The organism is Spirosoma profusum, assembly GCF_014699005.1.
GTDB classification, from domain to species: domain Bacteria; phylum Bacteroidota; class Bacteroidia; order Cytophagales; family Spirosomataceae; genus Spirosoma; species Spirosoma profusum.
The window spans coordinates 1-17,664 of sequence record NZ_JACWZY010000056.1 but is presented as its reverse complement, the minus strand read 5'-3'; the positions used below and the strand labels follow the sequence as shown (position 1 = coordinate 17,664).

General features: G+C 44.7%; 9 protein-coding genes. 1 reads left to right on the top strand and 8 read right to left on the bottom strand.

Translation table 11 applies throughout. From position 1 onward, the window contains the following. The first annotated feature begins 66 nt into the window (after nt 1-66). Nucleotides 67-1,248 carry an ATP-binding protein gene (locus tag IC229_RS32785; protein WP_190892831.1) on the top strand — a complete coding sequence of 394 codons (1,182 nt, stop codon included), beginning with the start codon at nt 67-69 and terminating at the stop codon, nt 1,246-1,248. Between the two features lie 15 nt (nt 1,249-1,263). Here IC229_RS32785 and IC229_RS32780 read toward each other — a convergent pair whose 3' ends face one another. The 8 genes from IC229_RS32780 to IC229_RS32745 all read right to left on the bottom strand — a co-directional run bounded on the left by IC229_RS32780 (nt 1,264) and on the right by IC229_RS32745 (nt 17,649). After that, nucleotides 1,264-2,361: a 5'-methylthioadenosine/S-adenosylhomocysteine nucleosidase family protein gene (locus IC229_RS32780; protein ID WP_190892830.1), complete on the bottom strand. Its 1,098-nt coding sequence runs from the start codon at nt 2,359-2,361 to the stop codon at nt 1,264-1,266. Beyond that, nucleotides 2,361-4,940, bottom strand: a complete 2,580-nt coding sequence (locus IC229_RS32775; RefSeq protein WP_190892828.1) for a GAP1-N1 domain-containing protein — start codon at nt 4,938-4,940, stop codon at nt 2,361-2,363. The genes IC229_RS32780 and IC229_RS32775 overlap by 1 nt, the downstream gene beginning before the upstream one ends. A gap of 2 nt (nt 4,941-4,942) precedes the next feature. Continuing rightward, nucleotides 4,943-5,779, bottom strand: coding sequence for a TRAFAC clade GTPase domain-containing protein (locus IC229_RS32770; protein ID WP_190892827.1), 837 nt, complete (start codon nt 5,777-5,779; stop codon nt 4,943-4,945). After that, nucleotides 5,776-6,759, bottom strand: a complete 984-nt coding sequence (locus IC229_RS32765; RefSeq protein WP_190892825.1) for a TRAFAC clade GTPase domain-containing protein — start codon at nt 6,757-6,759, stop codon at nt 5,776-5,778. Before IC229_RS32765 ends, IC229_RS32770 begins: the two co-directional genes overlap by 4 nt. Then, nucleotides 6,749-8,041, bottom strand: a complete 1,293-nt coding sequence (locus IC229_RS32760; RefSeq protein ID WP_190892824.1) for a GTPase-associated system all-helical protein GASH — start codon at nt 8,039-8,041, stop codon at nt 6,749-6,751. Before IC229_RS32760 ends, IC229_RS32765 begins: the two co-directional genes overlap by 11 nt. A gap of 183 nt (nt 8,042-8,224) precedes the next feature. Further along, nucleotides 8,225-8,524, bottom strand: a complete 300-nt coding sequence (locus IC229_RS32755; protein WP_190892822.1) for a hypothetical protein — start codon at nt 8,522-8,524, stop codon at nt 8,225-8,227. Between the two features lie 918 nt (nt 8,525-9,442). Next, nucleotides 9,443-9,901 (bottom strand): hypothetical protein, encoded by a 459-nt coding sequence (locus tag IC229_RS32750; protein ID WP_190892820.1) that lies wholly within the window; start codon nt 9,899-9,901, stop codon nt 9,443-9,445. Further along, the gene (locus IC229_RS32745) at nt 9,898-17,649 is read right to left on the bottom strand and encodes a hypothetical protein (protein WP_223834348.1); all 7,752 of its coding nucleotides are present in this window, start codon (nt 17,647-17,649) and stop codon (nt 9,898-9,900) included. Before IC229_RS32745 ends, IC229_RS32750 begins: the two co-directional genes overlap by 4 nt. Between the last annotated feature and the right edge of the window lie 15 nt (nt 17,650-17,664).

Below are 17,664 nucleotides of genomic sequence, written 5' to 3'. Positions count from 1 at the left end.
ATAAGTTTTTATCCAAGCCTTAAATATATCCTTGCAATTATAATATGTTGCGTTATAATTGCAAGGATGATAACCCGTGAAGCCCAACTCGAAATCACTCAACTCCTCGAGGAGTTTCCAGCCGTTGCCGTCCTTGGACCCCGTCAGGTCGGCAAAACAACGCTGGCTGAAACAATTGCCACCGCGATCAGTCCCGATCCGATCTATCTTGATCTGGAGAGCCCCACGGATCAGGCCAAATTACGTGAACCCGAAGCGTATTTTGAGTTGCATAAAGGACAGCTCATTATTCTAGACGAAATCCAGCGTGTGCCCGAATTGTTTGCCATTTTGCGTGGTGTCATTGACCGACGACGCAGACAGGGCTACAAAACCGGCCAGTTTCTCATTTTGGGATCTGCATCACTTGATCTATTAAAGCAAGCATCCGAATCCCTTGCTGGCCGCATCGCCTATAAAGAACTTTCAGGTTTGACAGCTACGGAAATCATTGCCCCAAAGATTGGAGATCAGAACAGACTTTGGCTACGTGGTGGATTTCCTGATAGCTTTTTAGCTAAAACCGATCCGGCTAGTCTGCGCTGGCGGCTCAACTTTATCAATACCTATTTGGAACGGGATGTGCCGCAATTTGGTCCACGCATTCCAGCAGCTGCCTTGCGACTCTTATGGACGATGTTAGCTCATAACCAAGGCGCTCAGTTAAACATGGCTCAATTAGGGGCCAATTTGGGTATTAGTATACCGACAACCAAACGATATATCGAACTGCTGGAAGACCTATTGCTGATCCGTCATCTACGTCCGTGGTCTGGTAACGTCGGCAAACGGTTAGTCAAAGCCCCTAAAGTCTATATTCGCGATAGTGGCATTACCCATGCTTTACTCAACCTGACAACTCTAGATGATTTACTAGGACATCCGGTGGTGGGAGCCAGTTGGGAAGGGTTCGTCGTGGAAAACCTATTATCCTGCTTACCCGTCGGTGTTACTCCGTGGTTTTACCGGACATCAGCGGGTGCAGAAATTGACTTGGTTATTGAACGAAATAGACAGCAGAAATACGCCATCGAGATCAAACGTTCAATGGCTCCTGTGCTTTCCAAAGGATTCTATTTAGGCTGCGAAGACATTGGTGCAACTAGCCGATTTCTGGTTTATCCAGGCACAGAGCGTTACCCAGTTTCCAAAGGTGTCACAGCAATCGCCTTAGTTGATATGATGCAGGAAGTTCGCAATATTCAGTGAGCAAAGGGTCTATTATTAGTTAGATAAAGATATATACTTGCATAAATTATTTATTTCTTCATTATCTCCGAAATCTTGTTGAACTGTTTTTAGAAGTGATTCAAGAGTAATGAGGCCAGCACCGCCTTTTGCTAAGCGTTCTAAGGCGGTAAACCATTGTGTTTCGTTTGAACTATTGGTGCTAAGAAACCCAATTTTTCCACCAGCACGTTTCCAGGCACCACCGTTATCAGTCGGACCCATTTCGTAAAGATCTGCCAGAATTTTTGTCAACCGATTTCGCCACTCTAAATCATCAAGAGGATTTGCTGAGTTTGGCATATTGATTGATGCTTTAGGATTGATTACATTGGTAGTATTCGATGAATGTCGGTTTTCGTTTGCCAGTTCTACCAGCATTTCTGCTAAAAAAGCAGTTCCATTACGTGCTGCCAAGGGTTGACTTCCACTAGCATCAGCCACTTCTTTATTATTCAGAAGATCTGAAATTCCTCGAATAACTATGCCTTTAGCATGATGAGAATGTATGGGAGCCAAAAAACCGTAGCCTTCCATCTCAACAGCTAATGCTTGACTTACATATTGATTCAGGAGTTCATAGGTCGCCGAGCGCTCTGAAGCGACTACTTTTTCTCCAGCCGCAATTGGCTTGACTTCAGCTTTATATGTGTTTATTTTATCATTAACTCTATGCTGCCAAGAATTATCCCTAGCTATTAATTTAGCCAAAGACATTAACTCATAGTTGGCTGCATAAGTACTTAGACGAGGCTTATAAACTTCACCTGCCTTGCCGCCTTCATAATGAATAACTTCTGAAGAGACAATAACATCGCCAATACGGACGTCTTTTATTCCTCCTGCTATGCCTACGAAAAAGATATACTCAGGTTGAAAGAAAGTAATACCTCTTTCTGTCTCTTGAGCAGAATTAACGTTACCAGCACCAGTTTCCACCACAGCAACCGAGAAGGTATGTTGCCCAGTAGTAAAGGAACCACGTTTATAGTATGTACCGGTTGGGTGTCTGATAGGGATAGTATTTATAAGCAGTTGTTCGACCGCTTTAAATTCTAATGCTAGTGCGGTGATAACTAGTATGTCTGTTTTCATTATGATTGAAATAAATGTTTCAGGCTAGCTAGTGCCTTTAGATTAGAATTGTCTTTATAGTCATCAAGCGCAGCTTTAATTAACGATTCAGCTGAAATCTTTTTTCCTCCCCCTCCATACCGTAATAGTCGTATAGCTTCTGTCCATTGCGCCCTGCGGCTTTGGGCATTGGAGAATTTAGTTACGTCACCACCAGCTTTTTTCCAGATTTTATATTCACCATCCGGCCCTTCTTCGTACAAATCAGCCAAAAGCTCCTCAAGAGCATACCAAGCCTCAATTGAGGTTGCTTGATGCCCAAATAATTGATGATTTATGAATTTGGTCAGAAGATTAAACATGCTAGTACACTCATACAAAGCAGGTCGAAAATCAGTATTAGACTTCGCTTTGCTTAAAAGTGCTCTAGCGGATGAATCCCAATTATTTAGATATACGAGTTTCCCTAACCGCGCAGCTATAATCCCATTTATTGCGGAAAGATTGTTAATATAATCTCTAAGATAATTGTCTGACAAGTTATGAAGAACGTCATTTACAGATAGCACAGCCGCTGGCTCATTCCATTTCTGCCCCAAAAACTTTCCAATAAATTCTATACTACGGGCCTTCTCCATTAAAATAGGCTCAATAGTACCTGTCCATTTACCAGCCAATATTTCTTCAACTAATGCATCGAGAGTAGTTGCTACAAATTTTGGAAGAAGTTTGGGTGGTAGTCTGTTCCATATAATAGTCCTCTCCGGCAAATCCAAGATATTTGCATATGTTGACGCTGCAATCAATTCTAATGGTTGGGAGTCCCTGGCCCTTCCATAAGCTAATTCTGTTAAGAAGGTGCTAATTGCCTCTTTGGGGTTGCTTAATCCAGCTGTAATTGAATTAGTGTAAGTTAATGAGACTGACCATATCGTCCGCCAGGACTGCATATGCACATCCATTGGCAAAAGTTGCTTAGGATCTCTTCCGCAAACTTCACCTGCTAGCTCCAAAAGCTGATTATGAGTTAATTCTACAGCTATATCTACTAATTCGCTATCAGAAAGTCGCTTTACCAGCTTACCCACACGGGGTGATATTGAAATATTAAGCTGTTTTTCAGCTTCTACTTGTCTTCGTAACGCTTCTACAGGTTTGAATGCGACTGCAACTGTTTCTGCAAATAAGTCCCACCAATCTCGACGTACACAAAAACTGGTTACACTATCTGCTTCAATAATTAATAGTGATCTTGGAATAGTCTTACTTAATATTTGCTCCCAATCCCCTGTATTCGGAACAGTACTCAGAACATAATCACGAATTGTTTCAGTTTGTGTAACTCCAAGCCATATCACTTTGGCAGTATGTATGGAATCTTGTACTACACTCTGTTCAAATGCTTTGAGAGCTGTTTGGCGCCACCACGGTTCAATAATCTCCGCGTTCGTATCGACCAGATAGCCCAGTAAGTTTTTCTGTAAATCTTCATTGGGCTTAGGGGCTTTAATAATGTCAGTCACTATTTGTTCTAAAGCTACTCCTAAAAGCTGGCCTTCAGGCGGAAAAGCTGTTAACGGTAGGTTTCGTAGGCCCATTGCTTCCTTAACACCGACAACTGGCAATGCCTCTGCTAATAATTTTATGGTTGAACGCTTAATTTCTACAGCTTTATTAGGGTCTGGTTGCAATTGTCTTAACGATCTGAGTAAGGCTAGCGACTTACCAGCATCTAATTCAGAAGGCTGTAAACTCTTAAACTGTACATAAGCACGCTGGCATAAATTTAGAGCCCTAAAATTTTCTAGAGATAAGTCCAGATTATTGATAAATTCAAGAAAATCACGACCCAGTTGTCCATTCAATATTAGCTGCTCGATTGGGGCCTCTGGTGCTTTTACTAGATTAGTGTCTAGTTTAGTTATTTGCTTACTTCGCCATTTATCCTCCAATTCAACAGGTATATATACAAGCATCGGCAAGGCTGAGCTGGGTTTATTGGGTGGGGTGAACCTGATTCCAAATCCTAACAAGCCTCTTAAGGTGCCTGGTAAACCACGCCATAGATCCTCTAATAATTTTTGAAATTGACCGGCTTCTCCTGATACAAAAATTGGTAATAGTCCAGGATGCCAATCAATCAATTGATTGATTATTGTTAACCAACTTTCTGGAACGGCACTGACTGGCTCTTTCTTTTGATGATCTATTGCAGATAAAGATAATGGACCCAACGAAGTTGGCTGTTGTGCCACTGAAAGTGGATTGTCTAACAATAAGCTCAAAACAGAACTTAGCTCGGGGATTCTAGGCAAATCTTGAACTGGTAGAATAAGGACATGTGTAAACACCATTCCTAATCTTTTTGCTTCGTTGTCGGGCCAAGTTCGCCAAAGAATATAGTAGCTTCTATATGTAGTAGCTGATAGATAAGGGGAAATTTCAAATCCTGTTGGTAAAGCTTCTGGACGGTCAGTAATCCCAGATAAAAAAGAACGTAGATAAGTATCGGTCAGACTACTAACTAACTGTCCGTGCGATGTGCCATTGACAGCCCCAAAGTATGCTTGATGAATTTGCAAAGTAGATACAACTGACACGTTCAGAAAGTAATTAGTTTTGTTAGATCAGGATCATGTTCTCCTGATGGAAGTACTAAATATCCTGCTGTCTCAGGTCCTTCATCTACAAAATCATCATCTGGCACTTTGGTATCCAATGTTCGGCCTAGTGAGGATAAGCCACAGACTCGCCAACTATCATGTGCCCAAGCCGTTTCTAGAAAAGTTGCCAAGAATGGTAATCGCTTTTGTAATTCTCCAAATGGCGTTACACCTGATGAAGACAGGTTTAAGGTATCCCAGCACGATAGCGCTATTGTAAGGCGTGGTTCAATAACGGGCGTGATCACTGATTTACCTTTAATGTACAGCATCATCTGGAGCAGCTCAATATAAAAGCTTGGAGGGGCCAGCTCCACTTGCTTAGGCACTATAGCAAATCTGGATTTCAAATCTTCTACATTGGCAAGGCCACGGGTCGTAATGTCCTCCAAGGTGGGAATTTCATCGGGCCGGATCAGCAGTAACCATTCGTCTGATTGCGTTATTAGTTCGTACCACCGGCTCGAAACCAACCGATCTCGCACAAGGGTCCGAATTTGTTCACCCGCGTAATCGGGAAAAGAAAGCGCGATCTCTTTATATTTATTGGCTACAACAAAGTTTATTTCTTCATTTAACCCGCTTTCAGTATGCTCACCTGACAAGCCTTGAGCTAATCGGCCTATAACCGATTTTATTACTGTCAGATCTAAAGGCGCAGTAACCATGTGATAAGTACTACGTTTAGCATCTAAACGATTATAGAGTTGACATACAAAGTGCGTTTTCCCAGCATTAGGACCGCCTATAATCAATAATTGATGTGATTGATTCATACTAATACACTACGACGAAGTAGAAATAAATCATCGGTATCGGCTAAAGGTATTGTGGGGACTTGCTGATCTGCCGCGTGTTCTATTGTATCCAGTAACCAGCCAACTGCCTGTAGGACTTGCTGATGCCATTGAGGGTCATTTTGCATTACACTGACAGAGAATTCCTGATAATGCTGTGGTGCTTTCGTTTGAATATGGCTTTGAATCTTCTCTCGCATTGCTGGCCGGGTATTCTCTACATCAGATTTCGACCATACTAAACCCAACGGCTTAGAACCTAGATTTACTACAAGTCGGTCTGCTATCATTTGGATATTTGTACGTGTAATTCCCCGATTAATTCCAGCCAATTCTTCGCAGTCAGCAAATAATAAAAAACCGTCTCCATGATGATGTATCCATTCTGCCCCAACGGCATTATCCGCTTGCCGATAGCTACGCCACTCATTAAACCACTCTCCGGGTGCGTCGGTAAACACTACATCAAGTAAATAGTCTGCCTTATTCTTCAACGCTAGATGCAACAAACCCGGTATTCTACCAGCATTACGGCTGGTATGGGGCGGAAAAGTAACTTGATTAGAACCGTTCTCGAATGTCAGAAAGCTAGTAATTAATTCCCACCCGGATAGAGTATAAGAACCCGCAAAACGATAGTAGTTTATGCTTTGCCCACGGCGCAAGAGTGAATAGAGTAAGGCCAGAAATGTAGTTTTACCTGCATTCTCCATTCCTACAAGGCCAATCAGAAGAATTCGAGAACGAGCAGTTAAAGACTGCAAATCAGTTAGCCCCATTGCGCTACCTGTCCAGTTTACTCGCTGCCCATCAAGTTCGGTTGTTGATGCTTCAGTTGGGTTAGCATCGGGCGCATTTTCGTTCCGACTTAAGTTAGGGCATTGATTAAATGGCCTACATCCTTCCTGACACTCTCTATCCTGTGGATAACAGTTTGGATTAGTACAACTAAGCGGCATTGGCTTCCTGGATAAGACGTTCCGTGAGTAAATCGTGGAGAACTATTACTGCCAGCTGTTGATGTGATGCCTCAACATCGGCACGCAGCCCCGTATAATGTGTAAGTTTTTTCAAAGATTTCTGGTCGTGTACTACCTGGGTTAGGAATGAAGTCAGGGTAGTTCGCTCACCGCAGTCTGTTAACATGGGTAGGTGCGAAGCCAAAAGTTTCTGCTGCTCTTCATCTTCAAAACAAGCTAATAGTTTCGAGAGTGGTTGCTTGATCGATTCGTCGTGTTTCACCGCACGGTAGGTATCGGTGAGTAAATAGTCCACACTTACAGGTGTTAAATCTGGCAGTAGCTTGACCAAGTCAATAGCCATTACTACTGGTAAAACAGCCGCATCAATCTCTCTATAACTTTTACGTAGCGTGGTAGAATATAGCGTTTCCTTCCACCATAATAATTTACTTCGTCTTTCTACTGCTAAGAGTGACTGGAAGGATTCTTTAAACGCGTTATTTAATGAGTTATTTATATTGGCGAAGTACTTATTGATTTCGGTTTCCAATGTACTTGTTGAGAGTGATCCCCCAAAGCTATTTACTGCTGTTTTAATAGCTTTGACAATGCCTGCACTTGCAGTGGACCCAAAGTGTGGAGACCAAAATTGAGTTCCATTTTGAGGGCCGTGATTATGTCTAGGCTCTATTCCTGCTGCTTCAGTTAGTGCTTTTTTTAATTCATTTTCGTCTACTTCAGTGCTATCCAGCTTTAGTTCTAAACTCAAATTCTTGAGCTTCAACGCAGTTGGAGTTGGCGCTACTGGCGCGTTACCTAATGACCACTCAGCTAATGCTTCATCCTCCACATCCTTACCAAACTCTTTCAGGATGCGATTAATAATGGACTCTTCATTGCCAAACCGCACAAATTGGCAATAGCCACTAGCAGTATAGTAAATGATCCTACAAAGTTCAGCATCCTTCATTCCCAGTTGATAAAGTGCACTGAGTATTATACCTCGCAGTATACCACGTGGAGGTTCTGGATATTTGCCCTCTATACTGCTCCAATGTTTTTTGACTAACTCATAAGTAGCCACAATACTTGGATTAGTAATCGGAATGTCAGAATCGAGTGCCGACAAGGTGCAACAACGAACCTTGTGCAAGTCCTTCTCGAGGATCGTTGCTAAATCGTTTACAGCAGCAGTAAGTTGTTGTACACGTGTATCATTATCCTCTATCTCAAAAAATTTTGCGCGCAGCCAATCGTAGAAAATCTCGTTACGTTCCATTCAATTTTGGTGGAATTTAATAAGATCAAATTTAATTAATTTTCTATTCTTGCGGCTACGTTCTATCAAGTCTATCAGCAACGACTTCATAACGAAGAGTGGCTCAAGCCGTTATGACAGATTGTGTTGGAGGACTGCCAACAGATGATAGCAGTTCACCTACACAACAACGGTCTTAGCCCCTTAATCATTGACAAAACAACCTGTCGCAAAAGCAGTGTGGTTTATAAAAGTATAGAAACCCGCCTTAACCTTGAGCGAAAATCCTATCTGTTTGCCCCAACCAATGACTCGGTCACGCGGATAGGGTTGCCAAATTCGTCTCTTACGATTTTTGAGAAACGCTTTGATGATCATGAATGTGAAGCGAACATTGATGATGCCCGAAAACAACTCGTACCGATTAGCTTGAAAGTAGAGTTCCGCGACATCTACGACAACAAGATGACTGTCAAGCGTGACTGCCAGTAGTTCGCCAGACATATGCTGAAAGCGCGTATTGAACGATAGAGCACGCTTTTGCTGGAGTAGACTGTCGAAATAGACCGAACATCGTACAAACTTAAAACACCGATGGGTTGCCATAGATATGCTTCTCCTTCACCGAACCTTTAGAATTACAAGGACGATAACACGTGAAGATTAGCCCACTTCCAAACACGTTGAATGTAACCCCTGTGTAACCCCGACATATACCTGACAATCATAAAGGTATAATTAAGTTGTTGAAATATATGGTGGGCCCGGCCAGACTTGAACTGGCGACCAGACCGTTATGAGCGAAACGGTCAATCGTTTTCCAGATATATCTTGGAAGTGTATACCGTCAAGTGAAAGTAAATAATCTAGGGTCGCGCTTATGTTACATCAAACTGTCTGGAAAAATCATGGGCGTGATATTTGACTAGATTATTAATCAGTAATATCAGTATATCTGGGTCGGTTCGCAAGCTGTCAACTTGGGACAGCCTGATTTAATGCTCTGCAAACTCAAAGTGACCCATTGAGGGGACCAAATAGAGGACCGTCCTAAAACGAATACTTAGGAAGGCTGAACCTTTTGAACTGCATGAGCGGTCAGATTGGACTCCTGTTCAAGTATTCGTTTTGTCATTTTCTGCTGATCTAATATAGATATGAAATTCAATACTTAACAGGCCGAAACTTAGTGATGGATTTTCCTATAAACTAAGGTCAAGTAGTTAATAGTATGCGACTGTTATATTGATGTGTGACTAAAAAGTTGAAGCGGTTTTCTTCATAATGATATGTTTGTAATAAAGCAAGTCAAATCGCCCATCGGCCATCTGACCGGTTCCTCTAATCTACTCTGCCAAATTCTCTGTAGGACTGCCACTTAATGAAATGTCCGGTCAAATATAGCAATTCCAAGTTTTGACATTATTTCTTTATGATAATAAAGTTTTCTGAATAGTAGTTTCTTCCGCTACTATCTAAGGAATCTGGGCCATACTCAAAATCTACTAAAAGGTAGATAGAATTCAAACTATCTCTGAGTCCATCTTCTTTGATTTCTGAAATTAGTTTTCCCGTTTTCTCGTTATAGATGAAATACTTTCTATTTTTTAAAGGTGTCTTTCTGTGGATGTAGTCTTTAAAATTAACATCTAACCTACCAGACTTAGGAATTCTAAAGACTATATTACCTTTGTTATTATATTCAACAGGTTTTCCTTTAATTCTCTCATAAGCAATTGTTACAGGTCCTATATAATCTTCAGGGATTAGTACGATTTCACCTTGAAAATCATAAACGAAATAAAACCAAGTAAATATTACCGAAACTATTCCAAGAGTGAAATACAAAACTATTCTTTGAATTCTAGATAGTTTCTTCATCGTCGAGGATTTCTACTAGTAAAAGTACTGTTCCATACACTATTTGAAATTACTAATCCGTCTTGCAATCCGTTTACTATATTTCCCGTAGTATTAATCTTAAAGTATTTAGTTGAATTAATCAACGGGAGATGATTCTCTGGAAAACTAGATATGATTTCCAAACTCTGTGGAATGGAATAAGTGTCAATGAACCAGCTTTGTTTTGTGACTTTATCAAATATAAATATTTCGCCTGCAGGGTATGGATCTCCTGTTAAAACTGCACTAACTTTTAAGGTTTGTAGCGATGGGATTATTTCTACCTGCACATTTAAATCAAAATTAAGTACAGGCGCAATCCCCAATGCTAATGGATCAGATGCAGTATAACTCATATTAAAATCTGCTGTGTACTGATTAAGAAATTGATAATTTAACGTTGAAATACCTGGCTCTGCTGCACTCTTAATAATACCTAATAAAACAGTAGGATCACAATAAGGACGAGCTACTCTTATTAACTTTGTGTCAAAATCAACAAGATTTTTTATTATAACTCTTGAAGAATTTGTTTCCCAGTTGTTATCATCATACTCTACCTCGTTAGGGATTGATTTAAATCCTCTACCATCTCCTCGGTATGCATAAAAGCCATCACGGTCTTCTGGAATGAAATGTCGAGTGTAAACAATAAATCTACCTTTAAATTTAGAGACTGCACTAATAGCAGCTTGTTTAATCTCTTCAAATTTAGCATTAATTTGTTCATTAAAGGTGCCAATTGCAAACATACTATTGCCATTGGTAGCCGCCAATAGCGTAGCTGCCAGACCACACTGTCCATCTACTAAGGCATCTATTATAGCTGTCTGATCTGTAGGAAACACCAACCCAGTACTGCTCAATTGTTCTTGTACACTGCTGAGTACGGCGATGGCATCTTCTTGCGTTTGAATCAGGTTGCTTAACCGGCATAGCAGTTGGCTATAGAATGCACTTGATGCAGTAGCTAGCGAAATCTGAGACGAACAGTTGTCGCCCAATGCTATGGAAACAGCTTGATTGCTGGCTAGTCGACCACCTCCCCCTACGGATGCCACTGGGGGGGCAATCGTGTAGCTGCCACGACACTCCTGACCATTGCCCAACTGACAGGTATAATTGTAAGTCTTGGCCGAATAGTTGGGCCCATCGCTTAGTGTGTTCATTTGACGGCCACCGTCATACCATTTTACCTCGCCGGGGCACCATTCTGTGTAAAGTAAATAGGTGTATGCCGGTTCCTCATTATCACCTGGACTACGGGCTGTATTTTTTACCCCCCCTTTCTCCATAAAGTCATATTTAGTACAGGGATCGGGCGCAGTAGGGCCATTTGTGTTCACAATAGGATCATATACCCCTGGGTTGCAGTTAACAGTAAAGTTAGTTTTGCAGGGAATTTTATTCTCCTTCACACAGATAACCTGATAATAATCCATAGTGGCAACATTTCCACCCGTCGTATTACAAGTTGGGGCCTTAATGGCGATTTCTCTGGTATTGGTGGCTATTTTGTCATAAACACCATTGTTGTACTTATACCAGCTTATGCCATAACTCACATTACAGTTCTGAGGTGCTTTTAAGGTTACATTATTGCCTACGACTATACTGGGTGATTCGAAACTTATCTCGCAATTCTCTTTAAGCTCCACGGGTACCGACTTACTGCTACCCGTGCTACAGGTGACCACATAAGTGGTTGACTGTGATATGTTGATTGTCAGGCTGGCTCCACTACCCACCAAACTTCCGTTTTGATACCAGGTATACTGACCTTCCTGGCAGGTATTAGTATAGCAACCTGAGGCACGTAACATTGCAGGGTATCCGGCGTAAACTTGAGTCGGGCTGACCTGTAACTGTACCGGAGCAGCCGAGAAGCTCAAGGCTGCACTCACCGAAATCTGGTAAGGCGTAGTGCAGGTAGCGGAGAGGGAGGTAGCCTGGTTTAGGGTAAAACTGCGCAATTCTTCATAGCCACCAAGATAGCCGTCACTCCAGCGGATAGTGCTGCCTTTGGGGCATCCGTAGGGCGTCACCCATACGCGCTGGTCACTGCATAATGTAATGCTGGTTGCCTGGGTGGTGAGCTGAAAATTGGGACAGTAGATATCCAAAGGAGCCGCATTATCAACCGTCAGGCTGGTAGCACTTTGACAAACGCTTACATCATTAACTAGACAACTGGCAATATAAGTAGTGCTTACCAGGGGTTTAACCGTGATGGTTTCGCCTACATCACCTGAGCTCCACTGCACCAGCCCGCCTGAGCAACCCGTAGCCGTAAGTCCCACTGGTTCGCCAATCTTGGCTGCTTCTTTAGACGCTTTCAGTTGGAGCGTACAGGCGTTCACCATTACACTTACCGCCTGGGTGCAAGCCGTATTACTACTGCAAGTCGCTAGGTAGGTCAACGTTGCGGGTGTAGCAGCCGGGAGCGGGGTATGGATAAACATAGCGCCGGTGCCCAGGGATGTGCTAGCAAGCGACCAGGTGACTTCCCCGATACAGCCTTGCGCTTTAAGCTGTACAGCTTCTCCTTTGGTGACTTTAGATTGAGCAACACCTACCTGTAGACAGGAATTAGAAGCAATTTGTAACGTTTTCCCATTGGCAGCAGGATAGATAAGTGTCGAGCCGTCGGGTTGTGGAATCAAGCAGCTTCCATAATAACTTGTTGTTTCGGTCGGGAATGGACGCTCGTAAAGTGTAGGGGTTTGTACTGCACTGGCATGTTGAAGCTCCAATTGGTCAATTGGTGAGCTATTGGATGTTGCCGGAAGGCGAGCGGTTGTTAATTGGCCAATAGTTGGACATGCGTTCAATCTAATCTTAATTTTGTAGTTCGCATCCGCATAATAGGGAAGATACGTATTGAGCGTAAATGCGTCTATTTCGGAACCAACCTGATTATTGGGATTATCGGGAAATGTTTTTGATGTAAACTGACCAGCAAAACCAGTATACGAATAAGTACCTGCCGTGTTTTTGACATTTTCCTTCCACTCAAGGCGCGGTCTTGATGGCATCACTTTTACGGAGTTTTTACAACCGTTCTCGAACGTAGCAGTATAGACCTTTTCCTTCATAAAATCAGGGACTCCTACTGAAGTCTGGAACGTGGTATTAAAAGGGGTGTTTACTTCGTCAACAAGGGTAAAGGGGTAAATTTGCGACAAAATGGTCACAGCAAAGCCAGCAATGCGATTTTGAGTAGGGTCTTCCTGGATAAACCGTCCGGCACAGTTGGTTCGTTCGGTGGCGGTCACCGTTCGACTCACCGGTGAACAGGTTCCGCTTGTCCCCAGACAGTTTGCCGACACCGTTAAATTACCCGTGACGCCACTCACCCGATAGAGCCCAGCTAATATCCCACTCTGTTTTTGGACACTGGTGGATGAATAAGTGCCACTAACAACTGACCATGCCACAGATCCAGTCTCACAGCCACTGTAGCCAAAGGTTACCTGATTATTGATAATCGAATGCACATAGACGGACTTTACGCAACTGAGGTTCGTTAGCGCTATTGAATTCGAATAACAGGTTTTGGCACCCTCGGTACACTGCGCCCAAACACGCATATCCCGGGTAGGTGAAATCTTAATAGATGTGGCGCTACCTAAACCATGGGACCAAGTTAACGTACCCGGGCAATTAGCCGCGGTGAGTGTAATAATATCGCCCTGTTCGTAGGTTGTGGCTGACGCCTGGATCTGAACATTGGGGCAGTCGGGTGAAGAAACCTTTATCGCACTGGTATTGGTACAGATTTTACCGCCTGTAAGGGTGCAAATGGCTACATAGTTCTTATCCTGCGATGGATTTACCGCTAAGGTAATGCCAACTAATCCACTTTCTACCTGACCCGTTTCGCCATCTGCCCAGGTAATAGTTCCGTTACTAACCGTACCGGATGTACCATTCGACCAACTAATCTGCCCATTTGGACAACCAGAGGCAATAAGCAGATGCTGATTTGCGGTTAGGAATGAACTATTTGTTTTATTGTAGACAGAAACAATTAACTCGCATTCTGGTTCTGTCCCGATGCCAATGCGGGCACCCGCCATACAACCATCTGCGGAACTAGCCTGCACTTCGTAGACGCCCAATTGGGTAGTAGAGGAATAGACAAACGCTGGTGTGCGTCCTGTACTGGTGAAATTATTGGGTCCTGACCATTGATAAAAAAGATCTTTAGGATCAATTCCATCGGTTATTGCCGAGAGCACAACTGTTGTTCCCTGAGTAAGTGAGGAGCCCGGACCCTGACCAACGAGTGATTGCCCGTTGGCTGAACTATTGGCCGTCATCGAGAACGATGTGACTTGGACGGGTATTGATGTTTCTGCCCAGCAGCCATTCTCACCCATTGACCAAACGCTATAAGTAGTGCTCTCGGTAGGACTAATAACAACTTGCCCCCCAATGGTGCCAGTTGACCAGAGATAGTTGTCTCCTCCCCCAGCTGATAAAGTAGAGCTTTCACCCGCACATAACTTAGACTTTCCAGTGATTGTTAAAGAAGGCCCATTTGATACGATCACACTAGTCGATACGGTAGCGGTCCCCCCAGCAGCATCTGTCACTGTCACGCTATAAATTGTAGTACTAACAGGGGCGGCTACCATCGTTGCCGACTGGGCTCCCGTTGACCATCGGTAACTACTACCCCCACTAACAGATAAGGTGGTACTATGACCAGCACAGACGCTGAGCATTCCACTAATAGTGGCAGTTGGGGATATAACAACCGTTGTTGTGGCCATGGCTGTACAACCACCTGGTGTCGTGACCGTCACCGTATACGTACCACTGTTCGCTGACGTAGCCGTAGGAACTACCGGACTAGCTTGGTTACTGCTGAAAGAAGCAGGTCCACTCCAGCGATACGTTGCTCCTGTCAGGTTCGTACCGCTTGCATTTAAACTCAATGAATTGCCTGTACTGACTTCTCCTGCCGGGCTGTTGCTACTGGCCGTTAGGGAAGGCATTGCCGATACGGTCAGGCTGGTGGGGCTTGGACCACCTGTCAAAACAGGATTGCTGCTCACCACCCGAATGCGGTAGTTGCCGCCCACCAACGTATTGGGCGGAATCGTTACGTTGATCGGACTGCTCGATCCCGCACCAATCGTGGTCGAGTTGGCAAAGCTGCCATTCATATCCGATAATTGCACCGTAAACGTATTACCACTGCCAAAAGTACCCGTTGTGGTCGTGGTAGCGAAGGGCACACTCAATATGAAGCCAGGGCAGACTGAGGCCGGTGTAATGGCGCCCGTCTGAATAATTGGTCCGTCCACATTGATCTGAATTACGGCAAAAGGTGCACAGCCTCCACCGGTGTAATTAGCCGTGACGGTATACGACCCCGTGTTACTACTGTTGGTAGCACCGATAATTGAGAACGAAGCCCCAGTATCTGTAAAACCATGTGGGCCTTGCCAGCTATAGGAATTGGCTACGGCTGGCGTAACGGTGAGCGAAATGGTTTGACCAGTAGTATAATTCAAGGGGCCTGCCACCTCTGGGGTAGGACGTACCGTTACTTGTACCGAGATCGAGGGATCGCTTTCAGCAGCATCCAGTGTACATTTGGCGGTATAGACCGTCGTGGAGGTCGGGATAAAAGTTATCGATGAACCCATCATGCCATTCGACCAGCGGCAGGTTGTTCCCTCAGAACAGCCTGTGGCCTGGAGGGTGACGGTTTGGGAACCACAAATGGTGGCTGTGGAGGCAGTAACGGAGGGTGTCGGCAATGTGACGTAACTAACCGTAACTGAAGCCGGGTCACTCAAACACCCACCTGCTGACTTACAACGAGCTGTAAACGAAGTCGTCTGGGATACTGAAACAACAACCGACGTGGTCGACCCCATTCCAGTGGTCCCTTGCCATTGAACCGTATTGGTGCAGCCCATAGCCGTCAGCGTGACCGAACGGGTTGACGAAATCGTACCTGGAGTGGCCGTTACTGTTGGCTTAGTGGGCGTATTACCGATCGTTACCGTTACAACCGTCGGGCTGGAGATACAGCTAGCCGAGTTGCAGGTAGCCGTATACGTAGTGGTCTGGGTCAGGCTAGGCGTGACCAGTGTAGTGCCCGTTACGTTGTTATATGACCAATTGACGGTTCCCCCGCAATTATTGGCGGTCAACGTAGCGGATGTGCCTGAGCAAATCGTAACACTGTTGACAGTTGGCCCGGTGGGCTGCGGAGTGACGTTGAGCGTCACGATAGCGGAACTGGAACAACCATCCGTGGTGATGCCAGGGGTATTGGTCAGCGTACTCGTGTTGGTAAGCGTGTAGGAGTATGTTCCCTGCTGGGCAGGTGTAATGTTGGCCAGGACAGTTCGCTGATTAAGGGCTGACAGACTCTGAGGCCCTCGCCACAGTTGATTGTAACCGGCAGCGGTCGGGATTAACTCCAGCGCAAAGGACATGCCTTCACAGAGCGTATGGGTGGCCTGGGTAGTAGTACCACTAGTACCCACACTCACTCGAGGTTGGGGAGGGGCCATACCCATAAGGCGGTTTTGCCCTCCGTTCAGTACAGTACCCTGCATGTTAGTTACCGTAATAGTATAGCTTCCTAAACGATATTGGGCTGGAGGAGCCCAGTTGAAACCGTATTTATCGAAGGCGTTGGGATCTGACTGCCCCATGACGAATTGACGTATATCCCCTCTAGACTGGTTAGCCTGAACGACGTCTACTTGGTTTCCATTGATCAAAATGCGGACGTAAGGCGATTGTTGTGCACAGTTATAGTTAACAATCCAGCCTCGAACGGCATTACAGGAAACGGCATCGAGTGTACCATTGTAATTGGCAGAGGTGATGTTAAGAGTGACGCTGGCCGTGTTGGAACAGCCATCGGTCGTATTGCCGTCGGTACTCGTTAAGGTGCTGGGGTTGGTGAGGGTATAGGAATAAATACCCTGCTGAGTGGGGGTTACATAGGTGAACGCCGTCGGCTGGTTGAGGGCCGAGAAGCTGTTGGGGCCTCGCCACAACTGGTTATAGCCTGTAACACCTGAGATCAGTTCCAAGCCGAAGTATTGCCCTTCACACAGCGTAGTACTGACTAAGGTAGTACTCGTGCCCGCACTCAGACTCACCCGAGGCTGGGGCGCCGACAGGCCCATCAATTGGCGGGTTCCTCCATTAATCTCATTACCCTGTAAATCGGTTACCCGAATATAGTGGGTGCCCTGTGCATACTGAGCTGGCGGTCTCCAGTTAAAACCATGCGCAAAAGTACTTACGTCCGTCCGTGGCTGGTTGGCCAGCACCGTGTAGGAGTCAACATCATCAATGGTGATTTTTGCATAAGTTGACTGCTCGGAGCAATTATTGTTGCGAATCCAGCCCCGTACCGAGTTACAAGAGATGCCGTCGACAGTACCCCCGAAGTTTGCCGAGGTCACACTAAGGTTGACAGTGGCCGAGTTGGCGCAGCCATGCGTGGTTACCCCATCAACATTAGTGAGGGTGCTGGGATTCGAAAGCGTGTAGGAGTAGGTGCCCTGCTGAGCGGGGGTCACATAGGTGAAAGCCGTCGGCTGGTTAAGGGCTGAGAAGCTGTTGGGGCCTCGCCACAACTGGTTATAACCAGCCACCCCAGTGAGCAACTCCAGGCCGAAATATTGCCCCTCGCACAGGTTGTGACTCGTTACACTAGTGCTGGTACCTGCACTCAGACTCACCCGGGGTTGGGGAGC

Coding starts and splice junctions, on each gene's coding strand:
- IC229_RS32785 (WP_190892831.1), top strand. CDS start 67: ATGATAACCCGTGAAGCCCAACTCGAAATCACTCAACTCCTCGAGGAG.
- IC229_RS32780 (WP_190892830.1), bottom strand. CDS start 2,361: ATGAAAACAGACATACTAGTTATCACCGCACTAGCATTAGAATTTAAA.
- IC229_RS32770 (WP_190892827.1), bottom strand. CDS start 5,779: ATGAATCAATCACATCAATTATTGATTATAGGCGGTCCTAATGCTGGG.
- IC229_RS32765 (WP_190892825.1), bottom strand. CDS start 6,759: ATGCCGCTTAGTTGTACTAATCCAAACTGTTATCCACAGGATAGAGAG.
- IC229_RS32760 (WP_190892824.1), bottom strand. CDS start 8,041: ATGGAACGTAACGAGATTTTCTACGATTGGCTGCGCGCAAAATTTTTT.
- IC229_RS32755 (WP_190892822.1), bottom strand. CDS start 8,524: ATGTCTGGCGAACTACTGGCAGTCACGCTTGACAGTCATCTTGTTGTC.
- IC229_RS32750 (WP_190892820.1), bottom strand. CDS start 9,901: ATGAAGAAACTATCTAGAATTCAAAGAATAGTTTTGTATTTCACTCTT.